The organism is Bartonella kosoyi (assembly GCF_003606325.2).
GTDB classification, from domain to species: Bacteria; Pseudomonadota; Alphaproteobacteria; order Rhizobiales; family Rhizobiaceae; genus Bartonella; species Bartonella kosoyi.
The window spans coordinates 1,421,610-1,442,023 of record NZ_CP031843.2 but is presented as its reverse complement, the minus strand read 5'-3'; the positions used below and the strand labels follow the sequence as shown (position 1 = coordinate 1,442,023).

Below are 20,414 nucleotides of genomic sequence, written 5' to 3'. Positions count from 1 at the left end.
TTCGTTCCTTTCATCAATGGTAATCTTGATAATCAACAAGCTCCACATCTGTTCCTATAAAGCGAAAAGTAACACGCCAATTTCCATTCACCCATATAGAATAATATCCTGTAAGTTCACCTTTAAGAGGATGCATTTTAAAGGCAGGTGCTCGCAACATATCGGGTGTCGTAGCACTTGTTAAAGCCGTTAAGATAACGCGTAATTTCTTTACGTGATCTGGTCGAATAGCTTTTGTGGAACCTGTTGTATAAAATAATTTTAAGCCCTTATGTTTGAAACTCACAATTGCCATTAGCACCCCTTGTCGTATATCAACACTATACGATTAATAAAAATAAGAGTCAAGTAAGGTACTGGAAAATCTGGTTACATATTTGGATAAAATGATTGAGAATAAGCTACAAAAAGGTTCGGGATAGACAGAGAAATAAGTTAATAAAATCAATGGAATTAAAATTCCCTTACCCTTATATAAGTTATTGATTACATATAAATATAGCATTCCCACCCCCTCCGCCACAGCGCTTTTATCGTGCTCTAACTTCTTGATTCTATATGTCTTTTTTTAATGTAGCTTGTTGTAGCTTGCCAGCTGTAGCTTGCCAGCAGGTTTTGTATATTTTGCCACCAGGTTTTGTACCAATTTATTTTCTTTTAAGGGTTTTTAAGGTGTTTTCAAAGGGTCTTCAAAGACCTTTCAAAGATCATTTAGAGCCTCTTTAATGAGTCTTTATTTTTCTCTCTTAAAGACCGCAATTTTTGATGATCAATCATTGAGCTGGAATCGTATGACAGGAATCGCATTATTTGAGAAGCAACATACATAAAAGGATATGACTTCTTTTAGCATAAATTGACTGATCGTTTTTCCGTATCCCAAGTATATTATTCAAGTACATTATTATAAAGAGAAGCGTTTGAGGAATTGGGTAAACATTACCCTATTGCTGAACTCATGCAATTGGATCAACTTGATCCTATTGTACCTTTAAGGAATAGGGACAAGTTGTCCCCATTGCTCTCTCCCACCCAAAGTGCAAACATTGCACGTTGATCTCAGAAAGCATTACAACTGATCAAAGGAGCAGGTTGCACTTTTGATCTTCCATTTCCTTCACATAAAATTTCATTGTGATCTGAATATTTCAAAAATAGGATCAACTTGACCCAATTTTTCTTCATCATGCAATTGTGCAATGTTTGCACTATTGCTCCTTTTAGCAATTGGTGCAAATTGCACCAATTGCTCTAAATGTTCATCATCACCGATCACAGGGTAAACATTACCCTTTGATTTTCTGTCACTCAGAGGTTTTCTTTTCTCCTGTTTTGTTTCCCTTATCTGGTGCCTCAAAGGTTATTTCTGTGATGTAGCCGCTTTGCTTTTCATAGCGATGGGTCACGGTAGCAGCCTTCCATGGACCATTGATTTCGCCTCGAAACCCTTGCAGGAGAAGCGGTTGACCCGCCATGATTTCAGGGTATCCCGCAAGAGTTAAGGAGCCACTGCCTACAGCACGGCATAAGCGATCCGACTCGGAAGCAGCCGCCGCTTGTGCTTCTTCTTGACTTGGATAACAACTGCGCAGACGGCGAATGGGGCCAGTAAACCCTGTTTGATGCTTGACTTGGCATTGTTGCCCTTTTGCGCGATCAAAATAAGAAGCTTCAATGATGCCGTATTGCGTACGCGGCTCTAGGGTGAATTCCCAATGGGAACACTCATGTTGATGAATGGTCTGGAGGGGGAGATTGTCCCCGCTTAAAAATAAAAACTTATGGTCTTTGATTAAAAAACGCGCCCGCATGCGATCCGCAAGCCTAGTTAAAAAATCAATCGCCGATTGATCGGTGCGCACCACATAAGGCAAGGTTTGTTTGGTCAATTGTGGACTGACCTTTGCTTGATAACCATGGCGTTTGGCAAGGGTCTCAACAATCTCAGCAATGGTTTTGTGGTCAAAATGTTCACTCGCCTGTTCTTTGATCTCCGCACACATCGAGGCACTTTTGCCACAAAGGCGCAAAATCTCTCCATCACTGCCCCCACAACTGATCACCGTCTCCACAACAAAACGCCCCATAAAGGCACGAATGCTGTCCTGATAGCCAAAGGTGACATGGAGCGCACTGTTACTGGAGGGAATCTCTAAATCATTGCCGCTATCATCAAATTCCGCCTCGAATGTATCGGCTTCATTACCCGCATTGTCTGTGATGGTTGCCGTTAAAAGACGTTGGTAAAAAACTTCATGAACAGGTTTTTCTCCCACCTTAACCACAATAAAAGGGTGTGTGCGCATTAATCCCATAACCGTTTCACCACGCGGTTCTTTTCTTGGGGGATAAATTCAGGCAGAATGACCGTTAAGCCTCGCGGTAAAATTGGACCATATTTGGCAATCTCTGGATTGGCTTCCAATGTGGCTTCACAATAGCCATTTAATAATCCAACTTGAGAACGGTCCCCTAACACAGCCATGGCATGTTGAAAGCAGAGGAGATCGAGACTCATATCCTCCAGCTCTACAACAACACGCTTTTCTGGTATCTTCATAAAGTTTGCCCCACCTGATATTGTCCTTGCGGTTTTCCGCCATTAAAAAAGGGTAAGAGACTGATGGAATAGCGGATACGCTGGGATTGACCGGAGCGACTGATAAAGTCGTGGTCTTTCGTGATACTGGTGATCACCACGGGTCCATGGAGAAGGACACTATAGGTGGTATCATTGATCCAACGAAGCATCTGGACCGGCTTTGCTCTCTTGATCGTTGTGGTGATGGCATCAATGGCTACACGATCACCAAATTCTTCTGGAAACCAAACGCCATGAATGGTTTTGGGATCATTGCCATAGCCAGTAAATTGCAAACTAGGCGACTTGCCAAAACGCTCTAAGCAAACCCATGAGGCAGAGAATTCCTCTTCAAAAGATTGGAAATTAAGCCAGTCCACATAAAATTGATGTGGACCTAACATCATCAAAGGATCTTGCATGCTCCCTCCCATTATTCTATTCCCTCATGCAATGCATTAGCGCGTGCCCGTTGAATGGTGTGAGTAACCGTTCGACCATTAGCAACAGGATCACGAGCGCCATTGACATGCACCGTGACATTTTGAGTGCGATGCATAAGTTTGTGTGTCCCTCCCCTCATTGCCTTCCTGCCATTATTCGGTCCCTCCATGCAGCGCATTGGCGCGTGCGCGTTGAATGGCGTGACTAACCGCACGACCAGTGGCAATGGGATCACGCGCGCCATTGACATGCACCGTGACATTTTGATGGTGCGTGATGGGGACGCGTTCTTTGTCTTTTGCTTCTGTGAGAGGCACATTGGCACGACCAGCCACCGCAAATTGTACAAGGGGCTGAGGCGTTTTGCCTCCTAAAAAACTTGGCAAATAATCTCTTACATCAATCGACCCAATCCACCCCTTTATGCGGTGAGGTAAAGATTTACAAAAATCTGTCAATTGTGAGATGGACGACATAAAACCATTAACAATCCAATTCGCTAAATCTTCCCCGGCTTGTTCCATACCAGCCTTGGCACTATCCGTGAGCTTTTCTTGAGAAAAAAAACGCTTCAACCATTGCCAAAAATTGGAAAGGCTTTGTTTAATCCCCTCCCACAAGCTTTCACAAATTTGAGCAACAGAGGCAAGACCTTGTTTAAACTTTTGCCAATTTTGAGAGAAATCAAAAGCAGCAGCAATGATATTCTTCCAACGGGTGATGGTGCTGGTATCAGCCCCAAAAAAACGCATGACGGCTTCAAAGGCTTGGCCAAAAGCCCGTGTTATCCCCCGTGCAAAGCCCTTTATAAAAGAAGAAACACGGTCCCAATATTTCCACAAAGCAAAACCAGCAGCCAATATGATAGCCACAACAGCAGCAATCACAGCCCCTACCGGAGTAAAAAGCCCCCCCACAACAGAGGACAGGCTTGCCCCAACCACTTCGATCACGGTTCCTATCAAACCAAAGCTCCTCGCAAATGCCGCCCCTGAGACAGCAATCCCCCGCAAAGCACCCACCAACAAGGTCATGGGGCGCAAAAGTTTGAGGAAACGTGCCCCAAACCCTGCGGTGAGCAAGCCCAGTGAGCGCCCTGAAGCCAAGAGCCCGCGCCAACTTGCCTTCAGCATGCGGCTAATAGATCCAAGCTTGATAAAAGAGGCAATCAATTGCAGGATCCCAAGGCGGGTTCCCGCCATGGTAAAACGTACAACCCGTAAAGCGATGTTAAAAGCCATCAGGGCGGCAATGGTTTTGATGATCACACCGGTCAAAACAGGGTGTTCATTAGCCCATGCCATCAGAACGTTTAAAAAACCACCAACAGTTTCCATTAAACTGTTCACATGGGGCAACAAAACCTCACCAATGGTAACCCCTAAAGCCACAATGCGGTTTTGCAACAGTTCAAATTGCCGCATGGCACCGGTTGCTTGTTTATCTGCCTCTTGTTCGACAGAGCCTTTAAAGACTTTTGGGTCTTTCACATAATCTAATGCTTGCCCTAGCAATTCGGGATTGCCAACCAATTTGGCAAAATCACCGGTAAAGTCGCGCCCCGCAATGGCAATCAGCGAACGCATTCCCTGTTCGGATTTGCCCAACACATCAAAAAAACGCACCAAGGTACCGGTGGCATCTTTCTCCAAATCTTCCATAAATTTTTGGCGAGAGAGACCAATATTGGTAAAAGCATCTTCAATATGTTTACCCCCTGCTTGAATACGCGCACTCATAGCATTAAAACCACGTGCTGCACTCTCTGGGACAATACCAGCAGAAATCATCGCCGTCCCAAAGGCTGCTGTTTCGCAGGCTGTCAGTTTAAACATGGTTGCCGCACCGGTGGCACGATTGGTAAAGTCAGACACCTCACTCGCCTTGGCTGCCATGTGGTTGGAAAGATGGTTGATGGCATCCCCTAGATCTTCAATACCTGCTTGATTAAGCTTAAAGACATTGCGCAATTTGGCAAAGCGTTCCCCAATTTGATCCCCCGTCATATCAAAGGCGACCGCTGCCTTGGCAGCATAAATACTAAAAGCCTCGAGATCTTGTTCACCAATGCCTGCTTGGCTGGCACTGGTCATCAATTCTAAGACTTCACGGGCAGCCAAAGGGATTTTTGTAGAGGTTTCCAAAGCAAAACGGCGCAATTCTTTTAAACGATCAAGGGGGCTATCTAGAACCTTTTCCAAGCCCTTCATTGATTGGTCAAATTGCATGGCTTTATAGAGAGGGGCAATTAAGGTTGCCGTTTGAGCAAGCGCCCCCACCATGCGCCCACGCGCATGAATATAAGCATTTTGCGCTTTTTCTGTAGATTCCTTCAAGTGCTCAGGGTCAAACCACCCTTTAAAATGCTTTCGTGTTTGGTTTTGGAAATGCGCAATATCGAGGCTAAAGGCTCTTAAGTCTCGCTTGGCAGAGGCGATCCCCTCTTGCAGATGATTGACAAAACGGACAACAAGAGAAACATCCATGATTGCATCTTATCCTAACATTTGGCTTTCATATTCTTGTTGTTTAAGGCGCGCGAGTTCTTCTCGATAAGCAATCACTTCCAGCCAATCCATCTGGTTAATCTCTGAAGGCGCCCAGTGATAATAAAGGGCTAGTTCTGCTCCAAATTGTCTGGCAGAGAGGATTGGCGTGTGGGAAAAAAAGCAAAAAAAGCCTTAAACACTGCCATAATATCGATAACATCAAGATGATTAATGAAGAAATTTTCTTCTTTTTAGCTAAGATTATTATTGAAGATGATATCAAATCAAGTTGAGGCATTTGGTGCACCCGACAGAATTCGAATCTGTGACCTCTGCCTTCGGAGGGCAGCGCTCTATCCAGCTGAGCTACGGGTGCTTTACACCGATTATCAAAATCAATTGTGATCTTTTAACTAATCATACGATTAGCTTCAATGTTTAAATGATCATTCTCATAAAAAAATTACTTATTTGTAATTTATCTAACAACGCAATCTTCTTTCTTTTCTACAATGATACTTTATCTTGAAATAGCTTCTCTTTTTGTTTTCAATACTCTTTTTATTATAAAAAGAGCTTTGATGATAACTTCAAAACTCTCAAAAAATAAGTTACAAGATAAATTATAAGTATTAGGATAATTCTTAAATGACTACATTACCAAGTCGCTTTCATTTTATTTCCGCAGAAACTGAGGAAGCTCTCAAAGCTACCCAGAAATTAATTTCCGTCTACGGTCATTCTTCTCTGGAAGAAACTGATATTGTTGTTGCAATCGGTGGTGATGGAACAATGTTACAAACCGTACGAGATGTTATGAACACTGGAAAACCCATTTACGGTATGAATCAAGGTTCTGTAGGATTTCTTATGAATGAATTTCATGAAAAAAAATTGCCCAATCGTATTGCTGTCGCCCATAAAAAAGAAATTCATCCCTTACGCATGATTGCAAAAGCTGAATATCAAGAATCGATCGAGGCACTTGCAATTAATGAAGTATCCCTCTTTCGGCAATCTTATCAAGCAGCAAAAATTCGCATTACCATTGATAACAACATACGCATGGAACAGTTAAGTTGTGATGGTATCCTCGTCGCGACACCGGCAGGATCAACTGCCTATAATTTATCAGCACAAGGACCTATTCTCCCCCTTATGGCCCCCCTTATGGCCCTCACCCCTGTTAGCCCTTTTCGCCCAAGACGTTGGCATGGCGCATTGCTTCCCGATACAGTAACAGTGCGTTTTGATATGCTCGAACCTGACAAACGTCCTGTCAATGCTGCTGCAGATAATGTTGAGGTTAAGTCTGTCCATTCAGTGACTATTTCAATGGCAACAGAAGTAACAGCTTCAATCCTTTTTGACTCAAGTCATTCATGGGATGAACGCATTTTATCAGAACAATTTCGCTATTAATGATTGTATTATGCGCTTTATATGTATATGATTGTTATAGTTGGCTTTTTTTGAAAGCATCTTAATACTCTTTAAGAGTAGAGAGTATTGGTTGTACTTATTATTGAGATAGCGAAGTTAAAAGCACAGAGCAATTGATAAAAAAATGATACCATCTTTGAATAGTTTTGATGATTTAGGTCTTTCCGCAAAGGTTATTAATGCAGTAAAGTCAGCGGGATATACAGTTCCAACACCTATTCAAAGTGAAACAATTCCTCATGTCCTTCAAAGAAAAGATGTTCTAGGAATCGCTCAAACAGGAACGGGTAAAACCGCCTCTTTCGTATTGCCTATGCTCACTCTCCTTGAAAAAGGTCGTGCAAGAGCACGAATGCCCCGTACACTCATTTTAGAACCAACGCGAGAAATTGCAGCTCAAGTTGAAGAAAATTTTGATAAATACGGAATAAATCATCGTTTAAATGTTGCTCTTTTAATTGGTGGTGTTTCTTTTGAACACCAAGATCGTAAGTTGGAACGAGGAGCGGATGTACTTATTGCAACACCAGGGCGTCTTCTTGATCATTTCGAGCGTGGTAAATTACTCCTGATGGGCGTTGAAATCCTTGTTATTGATGAAGCTGATCGCATGTTGGATATGGGCTTTATTCCTGATATTGAACGGATCTGTAAACTAACCCCTTTCACGCGTCAAACTTTGTTCTTTTCCGCTACAATGGCGCCAGAAATTACAAAGTTAACAAAACAATTTTTACATTCTCCTGTTTCTGTTGAAGTGACAAAAGCATCTTCAACAGCGACCACAATTACACAACGGCTTGTCAAATCTGGAAATAAGTCATGGGATAAAAGAGCGGTTTTACGAGAGCTTATCCAAAATGAAGGTTCTAAGCTTCAAAATGCTATTATTTTCTGTAATCGAAAGAGAGACATCTCTGAACTTTTTAGATCACTCATCAAACATAACTTTAATGTAGGGGCGCTTCATGGGGATATGGACCAATATTCACGCATGAATACCTTAGCCGACTTTAAAAATAATAAACTGACACTTCTGGTTGCTTCTGATGTTGCGGCCCGTGGACTTGATATCCCAGCGGTAAGTCATGTATTTAATTATGATGTTCCTACACATGCTGAAGACTATATCCATCGAATTGGTCGTACAGGACGTGCAAATCGTCGTGGAAAAGCCTTTACAATCGTAACAAAAGATGATCAAAAATATATCAACGCCATTGAAGAAATAAGCAATGAAAAAATTGAATGGCTCAATGGAGATCTTTCGACTTTAAGTACCGATGATCAAACAGAAGATAGTGTTGTAAAGAAAAAATCTTCACAATCATCAAAGAAAACTGCTGCCAAAGAGGCTCTTGCCCCCCCTAAAAAGACTGTAAAAGAGAATAAAGTAGATTATATCAAAAATGTGAAACGTAAAGAAAATCCATCCGAGCAACAACACTCACGAAAAAATAGGAATTACGTGCCTCTTGGATTTGGTGACGATATTCCTGCATTCATGCTCATAAAAACGCGTAGATAAACCCGTGTTTCATTCTACACGTAAAAATAAATAAAAAACGCTTTTAAAAAGTTTCTCTTATTTCCTAGAGAGTCTTTCTATTACCTTTTCGCGCCCTAAAAGCTGTAAAAGCTTTCCCATTTCTGGTCCATGATCCATACCCGTAAGTGCTTGACGTAATGGCATAAATAAAGACTTTCCTTTCCGCCCCGTTTTTTCTTTTAATACTTTTGTCCAGACTTGCCAACTTTCATCCTTCAATACCCCCTCAGGTAAGAAATTGAGTGACTGCTGTACAAATTCATGGTCCTCTCGTGCCACAGTATCAAAACTCTTTTCTTCATGAATAATTTTCCACCACAAGACAGCATCATTGACTTTATCAATATTGCTTCTTATCGCATTCCAGAAATATTCCGCCTTTTCTCCTTTAATAGAAAGATTTTGAAGGCGCGTTTTAACATCCTCATAATTTAGTTCATGAACAAGATGACTATTCAAAGTATAAAGATCAGAAATATCAAATTTTGCAATGGATTTTGATGTATTTTGTAAATTAAAATGTTCTAAAAGCGCTTCTTGATGGGGGTAGGGATGCACATTTTGTGATGTCCCAATCAAAACAGCAAGACACTGAACAGCTATCGATTCAAATCCTTCTTCCCGTAGGGAACGAATAGAAAGATCATTGTTACGTTTTGAAAATCCTTTTCCTAAAACTGTTGCCAATAAATTGAAATGACCAAAAACCGGTAATTCCGCACCAAGAGCTTTAAAAAGAGCAATCTGAGCTCCTGTATTTGTAACATGATCATCGCCACGAATAATATGTGTAATGGCCATATCGACATCATCCACAACAGACGGTAATGTATAAAGATAGGTTCCATCTTCACGAATAAGAATAGGATCTGAAAGAGAAGCTAAATCTATCGTCTGCTTTCCCTTTACAGCATCATTCCAGCAAACTTCTGTTCGCTTTGTTTGCAAAGGATTATTTTCAAAATTAGGAAGAAGAAAACGCCAATGGGGTTTACGACCTTGTGATTCAAAGTTTTTTTTCTCTTCTGCTGTCAACTTCAATGCTGCACGGTCATAAATGGGAGGCAGTTTGCGTGAAAGCTTTATTTTACGGCGTCGCTCTAATTCTTCTGCTGTTTCATAACAGGGATAAAGCAAACCACGTTGTTTGAGAATTTCTGCCACTTCATCATATCGATTAAATCGTTTAGATTGGTAATAAATTGCATCTGGTTGAATACCAAGCCATTCAAGATCAACAGCAATAGCATCGATATATTCCTGTTTAGAACGCTCAATATCTGTATCATCATAGCGCAAAATAAACTTTCCTTTATGCGCCCGTGCATAAAGCCAATTGAAAAGCGCACTACGGATATTGCCAATATGAATATAACCTGTTGGAGAGGGAGCAAAACGAACTTTAACCATAAAAGAATACTCAATTTTTATCGCGAAAATGATTGACAATAGGATAACGACGATCGCGTCCGAAATTCTTGTAAGTGATTTTTACACCGGGTGCAGATTGTCGCCTTTTATATTCAGCACCATAAAGAAGCTGTTCAATTTTCTCAACAGTTTCTCGGACATGCCCACGTTGAACAACATCACAAATACTCATGTCATTTTCTACAAGAGATTGCAAAATATCATCTAGAATAGGATAAGGGGGTAGAGAATCTTCATCTTTTTGATTTTCCCGCAGCTCTGCAGAAGGTGCTTTTTCTATAATATTGGGGGGCATGACAATTCCTTCTGGTCCCTTTAAATGATACAAATAATTTTTATTGCGCCACTCAGCTAATGCATAAACTTGCATTTTATAAATATCTTTAAGAGGATTAAAACCTCCATTCATATCCCCATAAAGTGTTGCATATCCCACAGCCATTTCTGACTTATTGCCTGTTGTCACCACCATTGAACCAAATTTATTTGACAGAGCCATTAAAAGTGTACCGCGTATACGACTTTGAAGATTTTCTTCTGTTATATCAGAGGGTAAGCCTAAAAAAAGAGGCGATACTATATTCAAAAAAGCCTCAACAGCTTGCTCAATCGGTATGATTTCATAGTGACATCCCAAAAGATGGGCACATTTTTTGGCATCGTTTAATGATTCTTGTGAAGTATAATGATAAGGCATCATAAGAGTGCGAACCCTCTCAGCACCAAGAGCATCCACCGCCATTGCCGTACACAGGGCAGAATCAATTCCTCCTGAAAGACCAAGAATAACATCCTTAAAACCGTTTTTATTAACGTAATCTTTCAAACCTAAAACACAAGCTTGATAATCAGCGGCTAATCCATTGAAAAGATTTTCTTTCGGACCTGAAACACAGTGCCACCCTGTCGTTGTTCGTTGCCAATGACTCAAAGCAAGATGGCTATCAAAGTGTTTCATTTGAAACACCTTTTGACCTTGTCCATTCAAGGCAAAAGACCCCCCATCAAAAACTAGCTCATCTTGCCCACCAACTTGATTAGCATAGATAATTGGCACTCCAGATTGAAGTGCTTGCGTATGAACAACGTCTATACGTTTTAAGGTTTTATTACGATAGTAGGGAGATCCGTTAAGGACCAAAATCATTTCAGCGCCTTTATTGCCAAGCTCTACACATAAAGACGAATCATTCCAAATATCTTCACAAATGACTATTCCCAATTTTATCCCATGATAAACGATAGGTTCAGGACGTGCTCCGGAAGAAAATAGACGCTTTTCATCAAACTCAGCGTAATTAGGTAAATCAAATTTAAAGCTTTCGGCAATGCCTCGCCCCTCATCAAGAAGCATGACACCGTTATAAATATTGCCATTACGCCTTAAAGGAAGACCAATGACAATTCCTGGTCCGCCTACAGTTATTTTTGCTAATTTCTCAACAGCCTCTTCACATGTTTTTGTAAAAGAAGGCTTTAAAACAAGATCTTCAGGGGGATAAGCACTTATGAAAAGCTCTGTGAATAAAACAAGATCAGCCCCCTCTTCTTTAGCCTTTTGATGCGCCATAACGGCTAGAGAAAAATTCCCTTCAATATCACCGACAATAGGATTTAATTGGGCAACGGCTACCCGAAAGTTATCTTTCATAAGTCTTTGTATCACTTCATCAGTTTGGCAACCACAACTTTATTCTTCACCATCGAAAATATTATTTTTTTTAATTCTTTTCGGCCATAACGATCTAAAATAAAAAATGCCAGAAAAATTTTTTCCTACCCACCAGCAACAAGTGCTAATGAATCAGTCACACGATTTTTTTTAAGAAGTTCAGCAACAAGAAAAGCTAATTCTAACGCTTGATCTGCATTTAATCGTGGATCACATTGCGTATGATAACGATCAGATAAGTCATCAATAGAAATAGCATGCGCCCCGCCCGTACATTCCGTTACATCACGACCTGTCATCTCAATATGAATGCCTCCTGGATAGGTTCCCTCTCCATGATGCACTGCAAAAAAATTCTCTACTTCTTTTAAAACATAATCAAAGGGACGCGTCTTATAACCATTGGCAGTAATTGTATTGCCATGCATTGGATCACATGACCATATAACCTCACGCTTCTCGCGTTCAACGGCACGGATGAGTTTAGGCAGATAACTTTCAACCTTATCATAACCAAAGCGCGTAATAAGAGTAAGCCGCCCCGGCTCATTTTCAGGATTTAAAATATCAATTAATTTTAGAAGCTCACCAGACTCCATGGAAGGACCACACTTTAATCCTATAGGATTTTTAATACCGCGACAATATTCAACATGAGCATGGTCAATCTGACGTGTACGGTCACCAATCCATAACATATGACCGGATGTTGCATACCAATGCCCTGAAGTTGAATCAATCCGAGTCAAAGCCTCTTCATAACCAAGCAAAAGCGCTTCATGACTGGTATAAAAAGATGTCTCACGCAATGAAGAATGCGTTTTGGATGTAATCCCTATGGAACGCATAAAATCAATTGCTTCAGAAATACGCTCTGCCAATAATTCATAACGTTCCCCCTGCGGACTGTTAGAAATGAAACTCAACATCCATGTGTGAACATTTTCTAAATTAGCATAACCACCTTGTGAAAAAGCACGCAACAGATTAAGTGTTGCCGCAGATTGGCGATAAGCCATAGACATCCGTTGCGGATCTGGAATACGAGAATCGGCTCCAAATTCAATACCATTAATAATATCCCCCCGATAAGAAGGAAGCTCGACTCCCTCTTTGCTTTCGACATCAGAAGAGCGGGGCTTTGCAAATTGACCAGCAATACGACCAATTTTAACAACGGGTTTAGAACTCCCAAAGGTTAAAACAATCGCCATTTGCAAAAATACACGAAAAAAGTCACGAATATTATCAGCTTCATGTTCTGCAAAGCTTTCAGCACAATCACCACCTTGCAATAAAAAAGCTCTGCCTTTCGCAACAGCTGCTAATTCATTTTTTAAATCACGTGCTTCACCGGCAAAAACCAAAGGGGGATAGCTTCTCAGCTTTCGTTCTACATCTTCCAACATAGACTTATCCGGATAAGTCGGAACTTGCTTAATTGGCCTTTCTCTCCAAGAGTCAGGCGCCCATTCTTTTATCATTATACTCTCTCTAAAAATGAAGCTTCCAAGCTTAGCATATCAAAAACTTTTTACCACACTATGGGGTGTTGTTTAATTTTCTATTTTCTTTCCATTTTCATATATATAACTTGGTTTATACATCGTTACCAATTCTTCTGCCATCGTTGGATGCACCGCCATCGTTTCATCAAAGATATCCTTCGTCAGCTTCCCCTTGAGCGATATTCCAATAAGCTGTGCCATTTCACCAGCATTTTCTCCTAAAATATGAGCGCCTACAACAATACGACTTTCACCATCAACAATGAGCTTCATAAACATTTTCTCTGAACTACCGGAAAGAACATTACGCATAGGACGAAAAACTGTCCGATAAATTTCAAGACTCTTATAACGCTGTATCGCCTCTTCTTCTGAAAGACCTACCGTTCCAATCTCGGGCTGTGAAAAAACTGCTGTTGTAATTAAATCATAATTAGGTTTTGTGGGAATATTTTCAAATGCTGTCTTAACAAAACACATTGCATCGTGTATCGCAACAGGTGTTAATTGAATATGCCCCGTTACATCCCCTACAGCCCAAATATGAGGGATATTTGTTGTCATTTTCTCATCAACAATAACAGCCCCAAACGCATTAACTTCTACACCTGCCTTCTCAAGTCCTAACCCCACTGTATTGGGCATACGCCCTGTGGCTAACATAACTTGGTCGGTGCTGATCGTTTGCCCATTTGATAAAAGAACATTATAGTAATTTTCTGCCGCCTGCACTTGAGAAACTGTTACCTCATAGAGAATAGAAATCCCTTTTTCAATCATTGCATCGTTGAGCAATTGTCGCAAATCGTGATCAAAATCACGAAGAATTAAATCACCTCGATGAAGGAGTGTCGTTTTTACACCTAACTCATGAAAAATATTAGCAAATTCAACACCAATATACCCTCCACCAACAATGACTATTGATTTTGGGAGTTCATCAAGATCAAAAATCTCATTAGAAGTCAGACAAAAATCACCGCCTTCTACAGTCGTATTTGGTGCAACTTTTGCCCCCGTTGCAATCAAAATTTTTTCCGCAGTTACCCGCTCACCCGTAGCAGAAAGCTTTAATGTGTGATCATCGATAAAAGTAGCACGACTTTCATAAATACGCACATTGTTATTTTCTAACCCCTGACGATACAGCCCTTCTAATCTTGATATTTCTTTATTTTTAGCCGCAACCAACTTTTCCCAGCTAAAAATTGGATCCGCATATTTCCACCCAAAACCAACGCTTTCTTTAAATTCTTTTGCATATCGTGAAGCATAAACATAAAGCTTTTTGGGAACACAACCACGAATAACACAAGTCCCCCCTATACGATATTCTTCTGCTATAGCGACACGCTTACCAAGACCTCCAGCAAGCCTTGCTGCACGTACCCCACCAGAACCACTTCCAATAACAAATAAATCAAAATCAAAAGAGCCCACAAACTATTCCTTCTCATATATTTGCAACGATAGGCTAAAGTCATTTATTATTAAATGAAAGTCTTTTTTCTTTTAAAAGAATATTTTTCTATAAAGCAATAGTCTAAAAGGACAGACTCTTCATAAAATATTAAAAACGGCGGAAAAACCGCCGCTTTTAAAAAATCAGAAATTGCTGATTGCTGTCATGATATCAATCAAGTTATTTTTTATTTTCTGGAGCTTCTGATTTTATAGGCATCGTAGAATTATTCAAATTAAGTGTTTCAGACATTTCTTTTTTCACATTTTCTACAAGATCCTGCATAAGAGCAGAACGCCATACATCAAATGCAGAATAGGAATCACGTGCAATATTAGGAACTTCTGTCAAAAACTTTTTACCGGTATCAGAATTATAAAATGCTGTGATTGCATCAAGCTCTTTTTGCGTAAAATATTTTGCATACACATGAGCAATCTCTTTTTCTAGATCAGAGCGCCTTTTAATTAAAGCAAGCGCTTGCTTATCAACGATATCAGAAATAGCTGTTGCCAAATTCGGATCATCACTGATCAGTTCATTTTTAAAATCATGGACTGCGTTCGGTAAAAAACTATCAAATTGATCCGTTGCATGAATGGCCCTAATCGCCTTTCGAGCTGAATCTAAATGTTGATCACTCACACCTTGTGCATAAACCATTCCAATATTCACAAGAAAAATGATTATTGCACCCAAATATATGAAAAAACGCTGAAAAGAAAATATTATTCTCATTTAATGATTACCCCAATCGCTAATTATAATTTAAATTCGTTATTCTACCCAAAATCTTTTTTATTGTGCTAACATATCACCATGTAAATGTCTTTTCTAAAAATCAAATGGTTCTAAAACTTTTATTTGACCATCAGACATAGCGACAATTGCACGTGAAGCCAATCCCAAAAAAAGACCATGTTCAACAACACCAGGAATGGCAAGAAGCGCATCCGATAATAATTTGGGCTGCAAAATGCATCCCCAAAATGCATCAAGAATAAAATGACCACCATCTGTTTTAAAAGGATTTTTTCCATTCATTCGCAATGCAATTTCTCCAGAAAGTCCTAAATCCCCCGCGACTTTTTCGATGGCTTTGCGTGTTGTATGGACACCAAATGGATTCACTTCAATCGGTAGTGCAAAAGCACCAAGTCTTTTGACTATCTTTGTTTCATCAGCAATGACAAGCATTGCACGAGATGCAGATGCAACAATTTTTTCATATAACAATGCTCCCCCTCCTCCTTTAATGAGCATCATCTGGGGACCAATTTCATCTGCTCCGTCAATATCAAGATCCAGTTCAGGTATTTGTTCTAAAGTGCGAACAGGTACCCCAAACTTATGACAGAGTTGTTCAGAATATCGTGAAGTAGCAACACAAGTCACCCGGAGACCATCCGCAACACGCTTACCAAGAAGACGAATAAATTCATTAACAGTTGACCCCGATCCGATACCAAGCCGCATATCATCTTCAATAAATTCAAGCGCTTTAACAGCGGCTCTTTTTTTTAACTGCTGAACATCCATGAATGACTTTACCTTTTATCCGCAAACAACATTTATCACCACTCTTACCACCAATAATAATGATAATAAAAGGCAGACTCTTGACTTAAATCTATCTAAACTTAATCGTCATCTTTTTCTTTGAAGAGATGTTACTCGTTATAGAAATATATGGTAAGAATAAAATAGAATAATCAACAATTATCTTTTTTGTTTCTTTGAGAAAATTTGTTGGTATTTTCCTCATTCGCAATGCAATTGATAAACTGATCAATTTAAAAAACGCACAATATATCAGAAAAATCTTCTGTTATTTTTTGTTTGGTCAATTGTCCAGATACGAAAAAATGCGATAAATTATATGTTTTTTTGTGAAGGCTGTCTGTGCATATTCCATGGTCTATGAGACCCTATCGAAGACCAAATAATATCCCCGCCTTTAGTCACCATAACGCTTCCTCTTGATAATACTTGCTGAGGCGTAAAAATTATTTTTGCCTTATTGTGACATGTTTGATTATGCATTACAGATGTCTGAATAAGGATATCCGCCTCTATGCAGTGATCTACTTCTCCACGTAAAACGATAACTTTTAATCCATTGTCCAATAAGGATGTACATACATCATGATCACAAATAAATTGTCCATGAAACGAAGGACCATACCTTGTTGGTTTAATCGTTTCATTCAAACGAAATGACTTTTTCCATATGGATGTCGTAAACTTAGAATGATGGTAACGATCAATATATAATTTTTTATCATGAATAACGCCCACGAGACGCATATTATCTGCTATAATCAATTGTATAGGTGAGTGTATTATACAAATAGAGATACCAACCACAATAGAAAGACTAAAAAAAAGCCTGATGGGTGTTCTGCAAAAAGTCAATCCAACTAAACCTGTACTCAATAAAACCAACGCAGACAACGGCATAAAACCAGGATTTAAATCAGGAGAAATAGCCTTGATAGCGTGGGCAATCTTTATCACAAGATCAACACCAAACCCCATAATTTGAAGAGGGAGCCATTCGAATCCTCCTAACATTGCAAGAACTGCAATTAATCCAAAAGGAATAACCAAAATTGAGATGATCGGTAAAGCAAAAGCATTACTGATAATGCTTAAAGATGCCGTATTAGAAAAATGATAAGCGGCATAAATTCCACTTGCACTCCCTGCGACAAACGAAGACGCACACGTTGAAACTATTGATAAAAAAGCAAAATTTATTACTCTTTCCCCAACATAAGAGAAGTTTGTTTTTCTTGTACGAAAAAGTGACCTTCTGCTCCACCAATCAAAAAAAGCAATCAAAGCAGCCGTCGCAGAAAAAGACATTTGAAAGCTAGGGCCTAATATTTCATGGGGTCTAATCGCTAGAGTTATCAACCCCGCAATAGAAAAATTACGCATTGTTACAGCAGAGCGATTACACAATATAGCAACCAACATAACAGCAATCATCACAAAACTTCTTTGCGCTGATATTGCTAAGCCCGACAAGAGCAAATAAAAAGCTGTTATCATAAATGCAACAATAGCAGCCAATTTTTTACTGGAATAATAGGAAGAAAAAACTGGAAAAAATGCTAAAAAACTACGGATGGTCAAAAGAACGAGGCCGCTCAACAGAGCCATATGTAAACCTGATATGGATAAAATATGAGCTAATCCAGCCGTACGCAATGCTTCGTTTGTCTCATTTGAAATACCAGCACGCTGCCCTGTTATGAGAGCTGCCGCAACACTTCCCTTTTCTCCTTCAAGCGCTAGATGGATTCTTTGTGTCATCTTCATGCGTAAATTTTCAATTTTCTGTAGAACGATAGCCAATATTCCATCAGACTGCGAAACGGATATTTTTCTTGGTTTTCCTAAATAAAAGCCTTGCGCCCCAATTCTTTTAAAATAATTATGAAAACTAAAATCGTAACCTCCTGGACGCGCCGGCCCAGAGAATGCACGAAGCTTAACCTTCCCATACAGACCATCAGCAATGGCTAATCCAGAGGGCAAATACCTTGCCGATAAACGAACACGATGAAGACTATGGTGTAATATGGGCTTTTCTGTACTCAAAATATCTAAAATTAAACGAAATCCCCCTTTGGGGACTGATTCAATAGAAACAATTCTTCCTGTTAATGTAGTGACAATGTCTCTGCTTAACATGGGTGTTGCAATACGCCATGTTTCTATTTTTGCCGCCAAAGCTCCCAATACAATACAAAACAAAAATCCCGTAGGAATCCATATTTTTCGATAAAAATGCGCAATAGAGAATATTCCCAAAAAGATGCTAACCAACGCCCCCAATTGTTCCCAACTTGGCTCCTGTTCTAAATGAAAATAAAAAATGATTCCGAGGGAAAAAAAGACTAAAATCAGTGAAAAAAGGATACCAAAAGAAACTTCTTTATCGATACAATCCGCTAGCCATTTTCTAACAAAAATGATTTCTTTTTTTAAGAGCATTAATAAAAAAAGATTTTGTTGGTTATAACTACTATTCTTTGTATCATCACAGCTAGAAAAAATACTCCGCCCTATTTGACATGCGTTTTTTCTTTCTATAACAGATTTTGCGGATAAACTCTTTTTACCTTTACTTTGATTAAACATCCGCCCCCCCACTTTAACTCGCAATGCGGCTATTGCACACCCCGCTACCTATGCTAACATAACCTTTCTATAAGTTTCCATAAATAATATCTCAATTTAAAGGAAAATATTCGTGTCTGTTATTACTCGTTTTGCCCCCTCCCCCACAGGATTCCTTCATATTGGTGGCGCTCGTACTGCCCTTTTTAATTGGCTTTATGCAAAACATACCGGTGGAAAAATGCTTCTACGTATTGAAGATACAGATCGAGAACGCTCAACAGAAGCAGCGGTAAGAGCCATTATAGATGGCTTGCACTGGATGGGGCTTAGTTATGATGGTTCCCCTATTTCGCAATTCGAACGTGCAGAACGTCACCGTCAAATCGCCGAACAGTTGGTTGAAAATGGCAAAGCTTATTATTGTTATGCCTCACCTGAAGAGTTAGCTGAAATGCGTGAAAAAGCCCGTGCAGAAGGACGTCCACCACGTTATGATGGACGTTGGCGTAACCGTGATCATTCTGAAGCGCCTCAAGGTATCAAACCTGTTATTCGTATAAAAGCTCCTGAAGATGGAGAAACCATTGTACACGACCGTGTGCAAGGTGATGTTCGTTTTCCTAATAAAGATTTAGATGACTTTATTATTTTGCGTTCTGATGGTTCGCCTACCTATATGCACGCTGTTGTCGTTGATGATCATGATATGGGAGTTACACATATCATACGGGGTGATGATCATCTAACCAATGCAGCCCGACAAACGATCATCTTTAAAGCGATGGGATGGGATATTCCTGTTATGGCCCACATTCCTCTTATCCATGGGGAAAACGGTGCAAAATTATCAAAGCGGCATGGTGCACTCGGTGTTGATGCTTATCGAACAATGGGATACCTTCCTGCTGCTTTGCGCAATTATCTTGTCCGTTTAGGGTGGAGTCATGGTGATGACGAACTCATGTCACTTCAAGATATGATTTCTTGGTTTGATATTGAAGATATTAACAAAGGTGCTGCTCGTTTTGATCTCAAAAAGCTCGATTCCATCAACGGACACTATATGCGCATGAGCAATGATCAAGAACTTTTTGATGCCGCTCTTGATATTCTACCAGAAACCGATGGGGGAGCACAAATCATTGAAAGACTTGATGAACAACGCCGTGTTCAATTTTTAAAAGCAATTCCACATTTGAAAGAACGTTCAAAAACACTGTGCGAACTGATTGACAATGCCTCCTTCATTTTTACGCAACGACCATTACAGCTTAATGAAAAAGCACAAATGCTCTTAGATAAAAATGGACGAACTATTTTAAACGATCTTTATCTTGCCCTGAAAGCTTGCCCTTCTTGGGATACAAAAGCCCTTGATGAAACGCTTCGCTCTTATATCCAAACACAGAATCTCAAATTTGGATCTATCGCTCAACCCCTTCGTGCAGCTCTTACAGGATGCACAACATCGCCAGGTGTCTTGGATGTACTTATTTTATTGGGACGCGATGAATCTCTTTATCGCATCAATGACCAACTTATTACAACAGTAGGTTTATAATGTGTACTGAATATATCTCATCAATGGATATCTATGTAGATATTTCAACGTAATCTAAAAGAGTTTTTTATCTTATATCATTGAAATACAGTTTTTATTGAGTAATAATGATTAATAAGGGAATATTTTTAGATTGCATG

The 20,414-nt window shown here is 39.8% G+C and carries 17 protein-coding genes and 1 tRNA gene; 3 read left to right on the top strand and 15 right to left on the bottom strand.

Going from position 1 to position 20,414, the window contains the following annotated elements:
* Window positions 1-13: 13 nt before the first annotated feature.
* The 8 genes from D1093_RS06210 to D1093_RS06175 all read right to left on the bottom strand — a co-directional run bounded on the left by D1093_RS06210 (window position 14) and on the right by D1093_RS06175 (window position 5,890).
* Window positions 14-295 carry a type II toxin-antitoxin system RelE/ParE family toxin gene (locus D1093_RS06210; protein WP_012230946.1) on the bottom strand — a complete coding sequence of 94 codons (282 nt, stop codon included), beginning with the start codon at window positions 293-295 and terminating at the stop codon, window positions 14-16.
* Window positions 296-1,129: 834 nt separating this feature from the next.
* Complete coding sequence (locus tag D1093_RS10245; RefSeq protein ID WP_244613969.1) at window positions 1,130-1,276, bottom strand: hypothetical protein; 147 nt, start codon at window positions 1,274-1,276, stop codon at window positions 1,130-1,132.
* 28 nt (window positions 1,277-1,304) lie between these two features.
* Window positions 1,305-2,315 carry a phage late control D family protein gene (locus D1093_RS06200; protein WP_150222289.1) on the bottom strand — a complete coding sequence of 337 codons (1,011 nt, stop codon included), beginning with the start codon at window positions 2,313-2,315 and terminating at the stop codon, window positions 1,305-1,307.
* A complete protein-coding gene (locus D1093_RS06195; RefSeq protein WP_120101381.1) occupies window positions 2,306-2,560 on the bottom strand; it encodes a tail protein X in 255 nt (84 codons plus the stop codon). Before D1093_RS06195 ends, D1093_RS06200 begins: the two co-directional genes overlap by 10 nt.
* Window positions 2,557-3,003 carry a phage tail protein gene (locus D1093_RS06190; protein ID WP_120102364.1) on the bottom strand — a complete coding sequence of 149 codons (447 nt, stop codon included), beginning with the start codon at window positions 3,001-3,003 and terminating at the stop codon, window positions 2,557-2,559. The genes D1093_RS06195 and D1093_RS06190 overlap by 4 nt, the downstream gene beginning before the upstream one ends.
* 11 nt (window positions 3,004-3,014) lie before the next feature.
* Window positions 3,015-3,194, bottom strand: coding sequence for a hypothetical protein (locus D1093_RS06185; RefSeq protein WP_150222287.1), 180 nt, complete (start codon window positions 3,192-3,194; stop codon window positions 3,015-3,017).
* The gene (locus D1093_RS06180; RefSeq protein WP_120101379.1) at window positions 3,178-5,511 is read right to left on the bottom strand and encodes a phage tail tape measure protein; all 2,334 of its coding nucleotides are present in this window, start codon (window positions 5,509-5,511) and stop codon (window positions 3,178-3,180) included. Before D1093_RS06180 ends, D1093_RS06185 begins: the two co-directional genes overlap by 17 nt.
* Window positions 5,512-5,813: 302 nt before the next feature.
* A tRNA-Arg gene (locus tag D1093_RS06175) sits at window positions 5,814-5,890 on the bottom strand.
* 272 nt (window positions 5,891-6,162) lie between these two features.
* Between D1093_RS06175 and D1093_RS06170 the strand changes: the two genes are divergently transcribed.
* Together D1093_RS06170 and D1093_RS06165 are read left to right on the top strand one after the other, a co-directional pair.
* Entirely contained in the window at window positions 6,163-6,936 is a 774-nt protein-coding gene (locus D1093_RS06170) for an NAD kinase (RefSeq protein ID WP_120101378.1), read from the top strand.
* Window positions 6,937-7,081: 145 nt separating this feature from the next.
* Window positions 7,082-8,485, top strand: coding sequence for a DEAD/DEAH box helicase (locus D1093_RS06165; protein WP_120101377.1), 1,404 nt, complete (start codon window positions 7,082-7,084; stop codon window positions 8,483-8,485).
* A 57-nt stretch (window positions 8,486-8,542) separates the two neighbouring features.
* Here the strand turns inward: D1093_RS06165 and gltX (D1093_RS06160) are convergent, their stop codons facing one another.
* The 7 genes from gltX (D1093_RS06160) to D1093_RS06130 form a co-directional block, all read right to left on the bottom strand.
* Window positions 8,543-9,916 carry a glutamate--tRNA ligase gene (gltX, locus tag D1093_RS06160; RefSeq protein ID WP_120101375.1) on the bottom strand — a complete coding sequence of 458 codons (1,374 nt, stop codon included), beginning with the start codon at window positions 9,914-9,916 and terminating at the stop codon, window positions 8,543-8,545.
* Between the two features lie 10 nt (window positions 9,917-9,926).
* Window positions 9,927-11,588 carry an NAD+ synthase gene (locus tag D1093_RS06155; protein WP_120101373.1) on the bottom strand — a complete coding sequence of 554 codons (1,662 nt, stop codon included), beginning with the start codon at window positions 11,586-11,588 and terminating at the stop codon, window positions 9,927-9,929.
* A gap of 125 nt (window positions 11,589-11,713) precedes the next feature.
* Window positions 11,714-13,093 (bottom strand): class II 3-deoxy-7-phosphoheptulonate synthase, encoded by a 1,380-nt coding sequence (locus tag D1093_RS06150; protein WP_120101371.1) that lies wholly within the window; start codon window positions 13,091-13,093, stop codon window positions 11,714-11,716.
* A 72-nt stretch (window positions 13,094-13,165) separates the two neighbouring features.
* The gene (gene gor, locus D1093_RS06145) at window positions 13,166-14,557 is read right to left on the bottom strand and encodes a glutathione-disulfide reductase (RefSeq protein WP_120101369.1); all 1,392 of its coding nucleotides are present in this window, start codon (window positions 14,555-14,557) and stop codon (window positions 13,166-13,168) included.
* Window positions 14,558-14,759: 202 nt separating this feature from the next.
* Complete coding sequence (locus tag D1093_RS06140) at window positions 14,760-15,317, bottom strand: DUF2059 domain-containing protein (RefSeq protein ID WP_120101367.1); 558 nt, start codon at window positions 15,315-15,317, stop codon at window positions 14,760-14,762.
* Window positions 15,318-15,413: 96 nt separating this feature from the next.
* Entirely contained in the window at window positions 15,414-16,118 is a 705-nt protein-coding gene (gene rpiA, locus D1093_RS06135) for a ribose-5-phosphate isomerase RpiA (protein ID WP_120101365.1), read from the bottom strand.
* 336 nt (window positions 16,119-16,454) lie between these two features.
* Window positions 16,455-18,731 (bottom strand): ComEC/Rec2 family competence protein, encoded by a 2,277-nt coding sequence (locus D1093_RS06130; protein ID WP_120101363.1) that lies wholly within the window; start codon window positions 18,729-18,731, stop codon window positions 16,455-16,457.
* A gap of 112 nt (window positions 18,732-18,843) precedes the next feature.
* On the opposite strand from D1093_RS06130, the gene gltX (D1093_RS06125) reads away from it, so the two are divergent.
* Window positions 18,844-20,274 (top strand): glutamate--tRNA ligase, encoded by a 1,431-nt coding sequence (gltX, locus tag D1093_RS06125; RefSeq protein ID WP_120101361.1) that lies wholly within the window; start codon window positions 18,844-18,846, stop codon window positions 20,272-20,274.
* Window positions 20,275-20,414 lie beyond the last annotated feature (140 nt).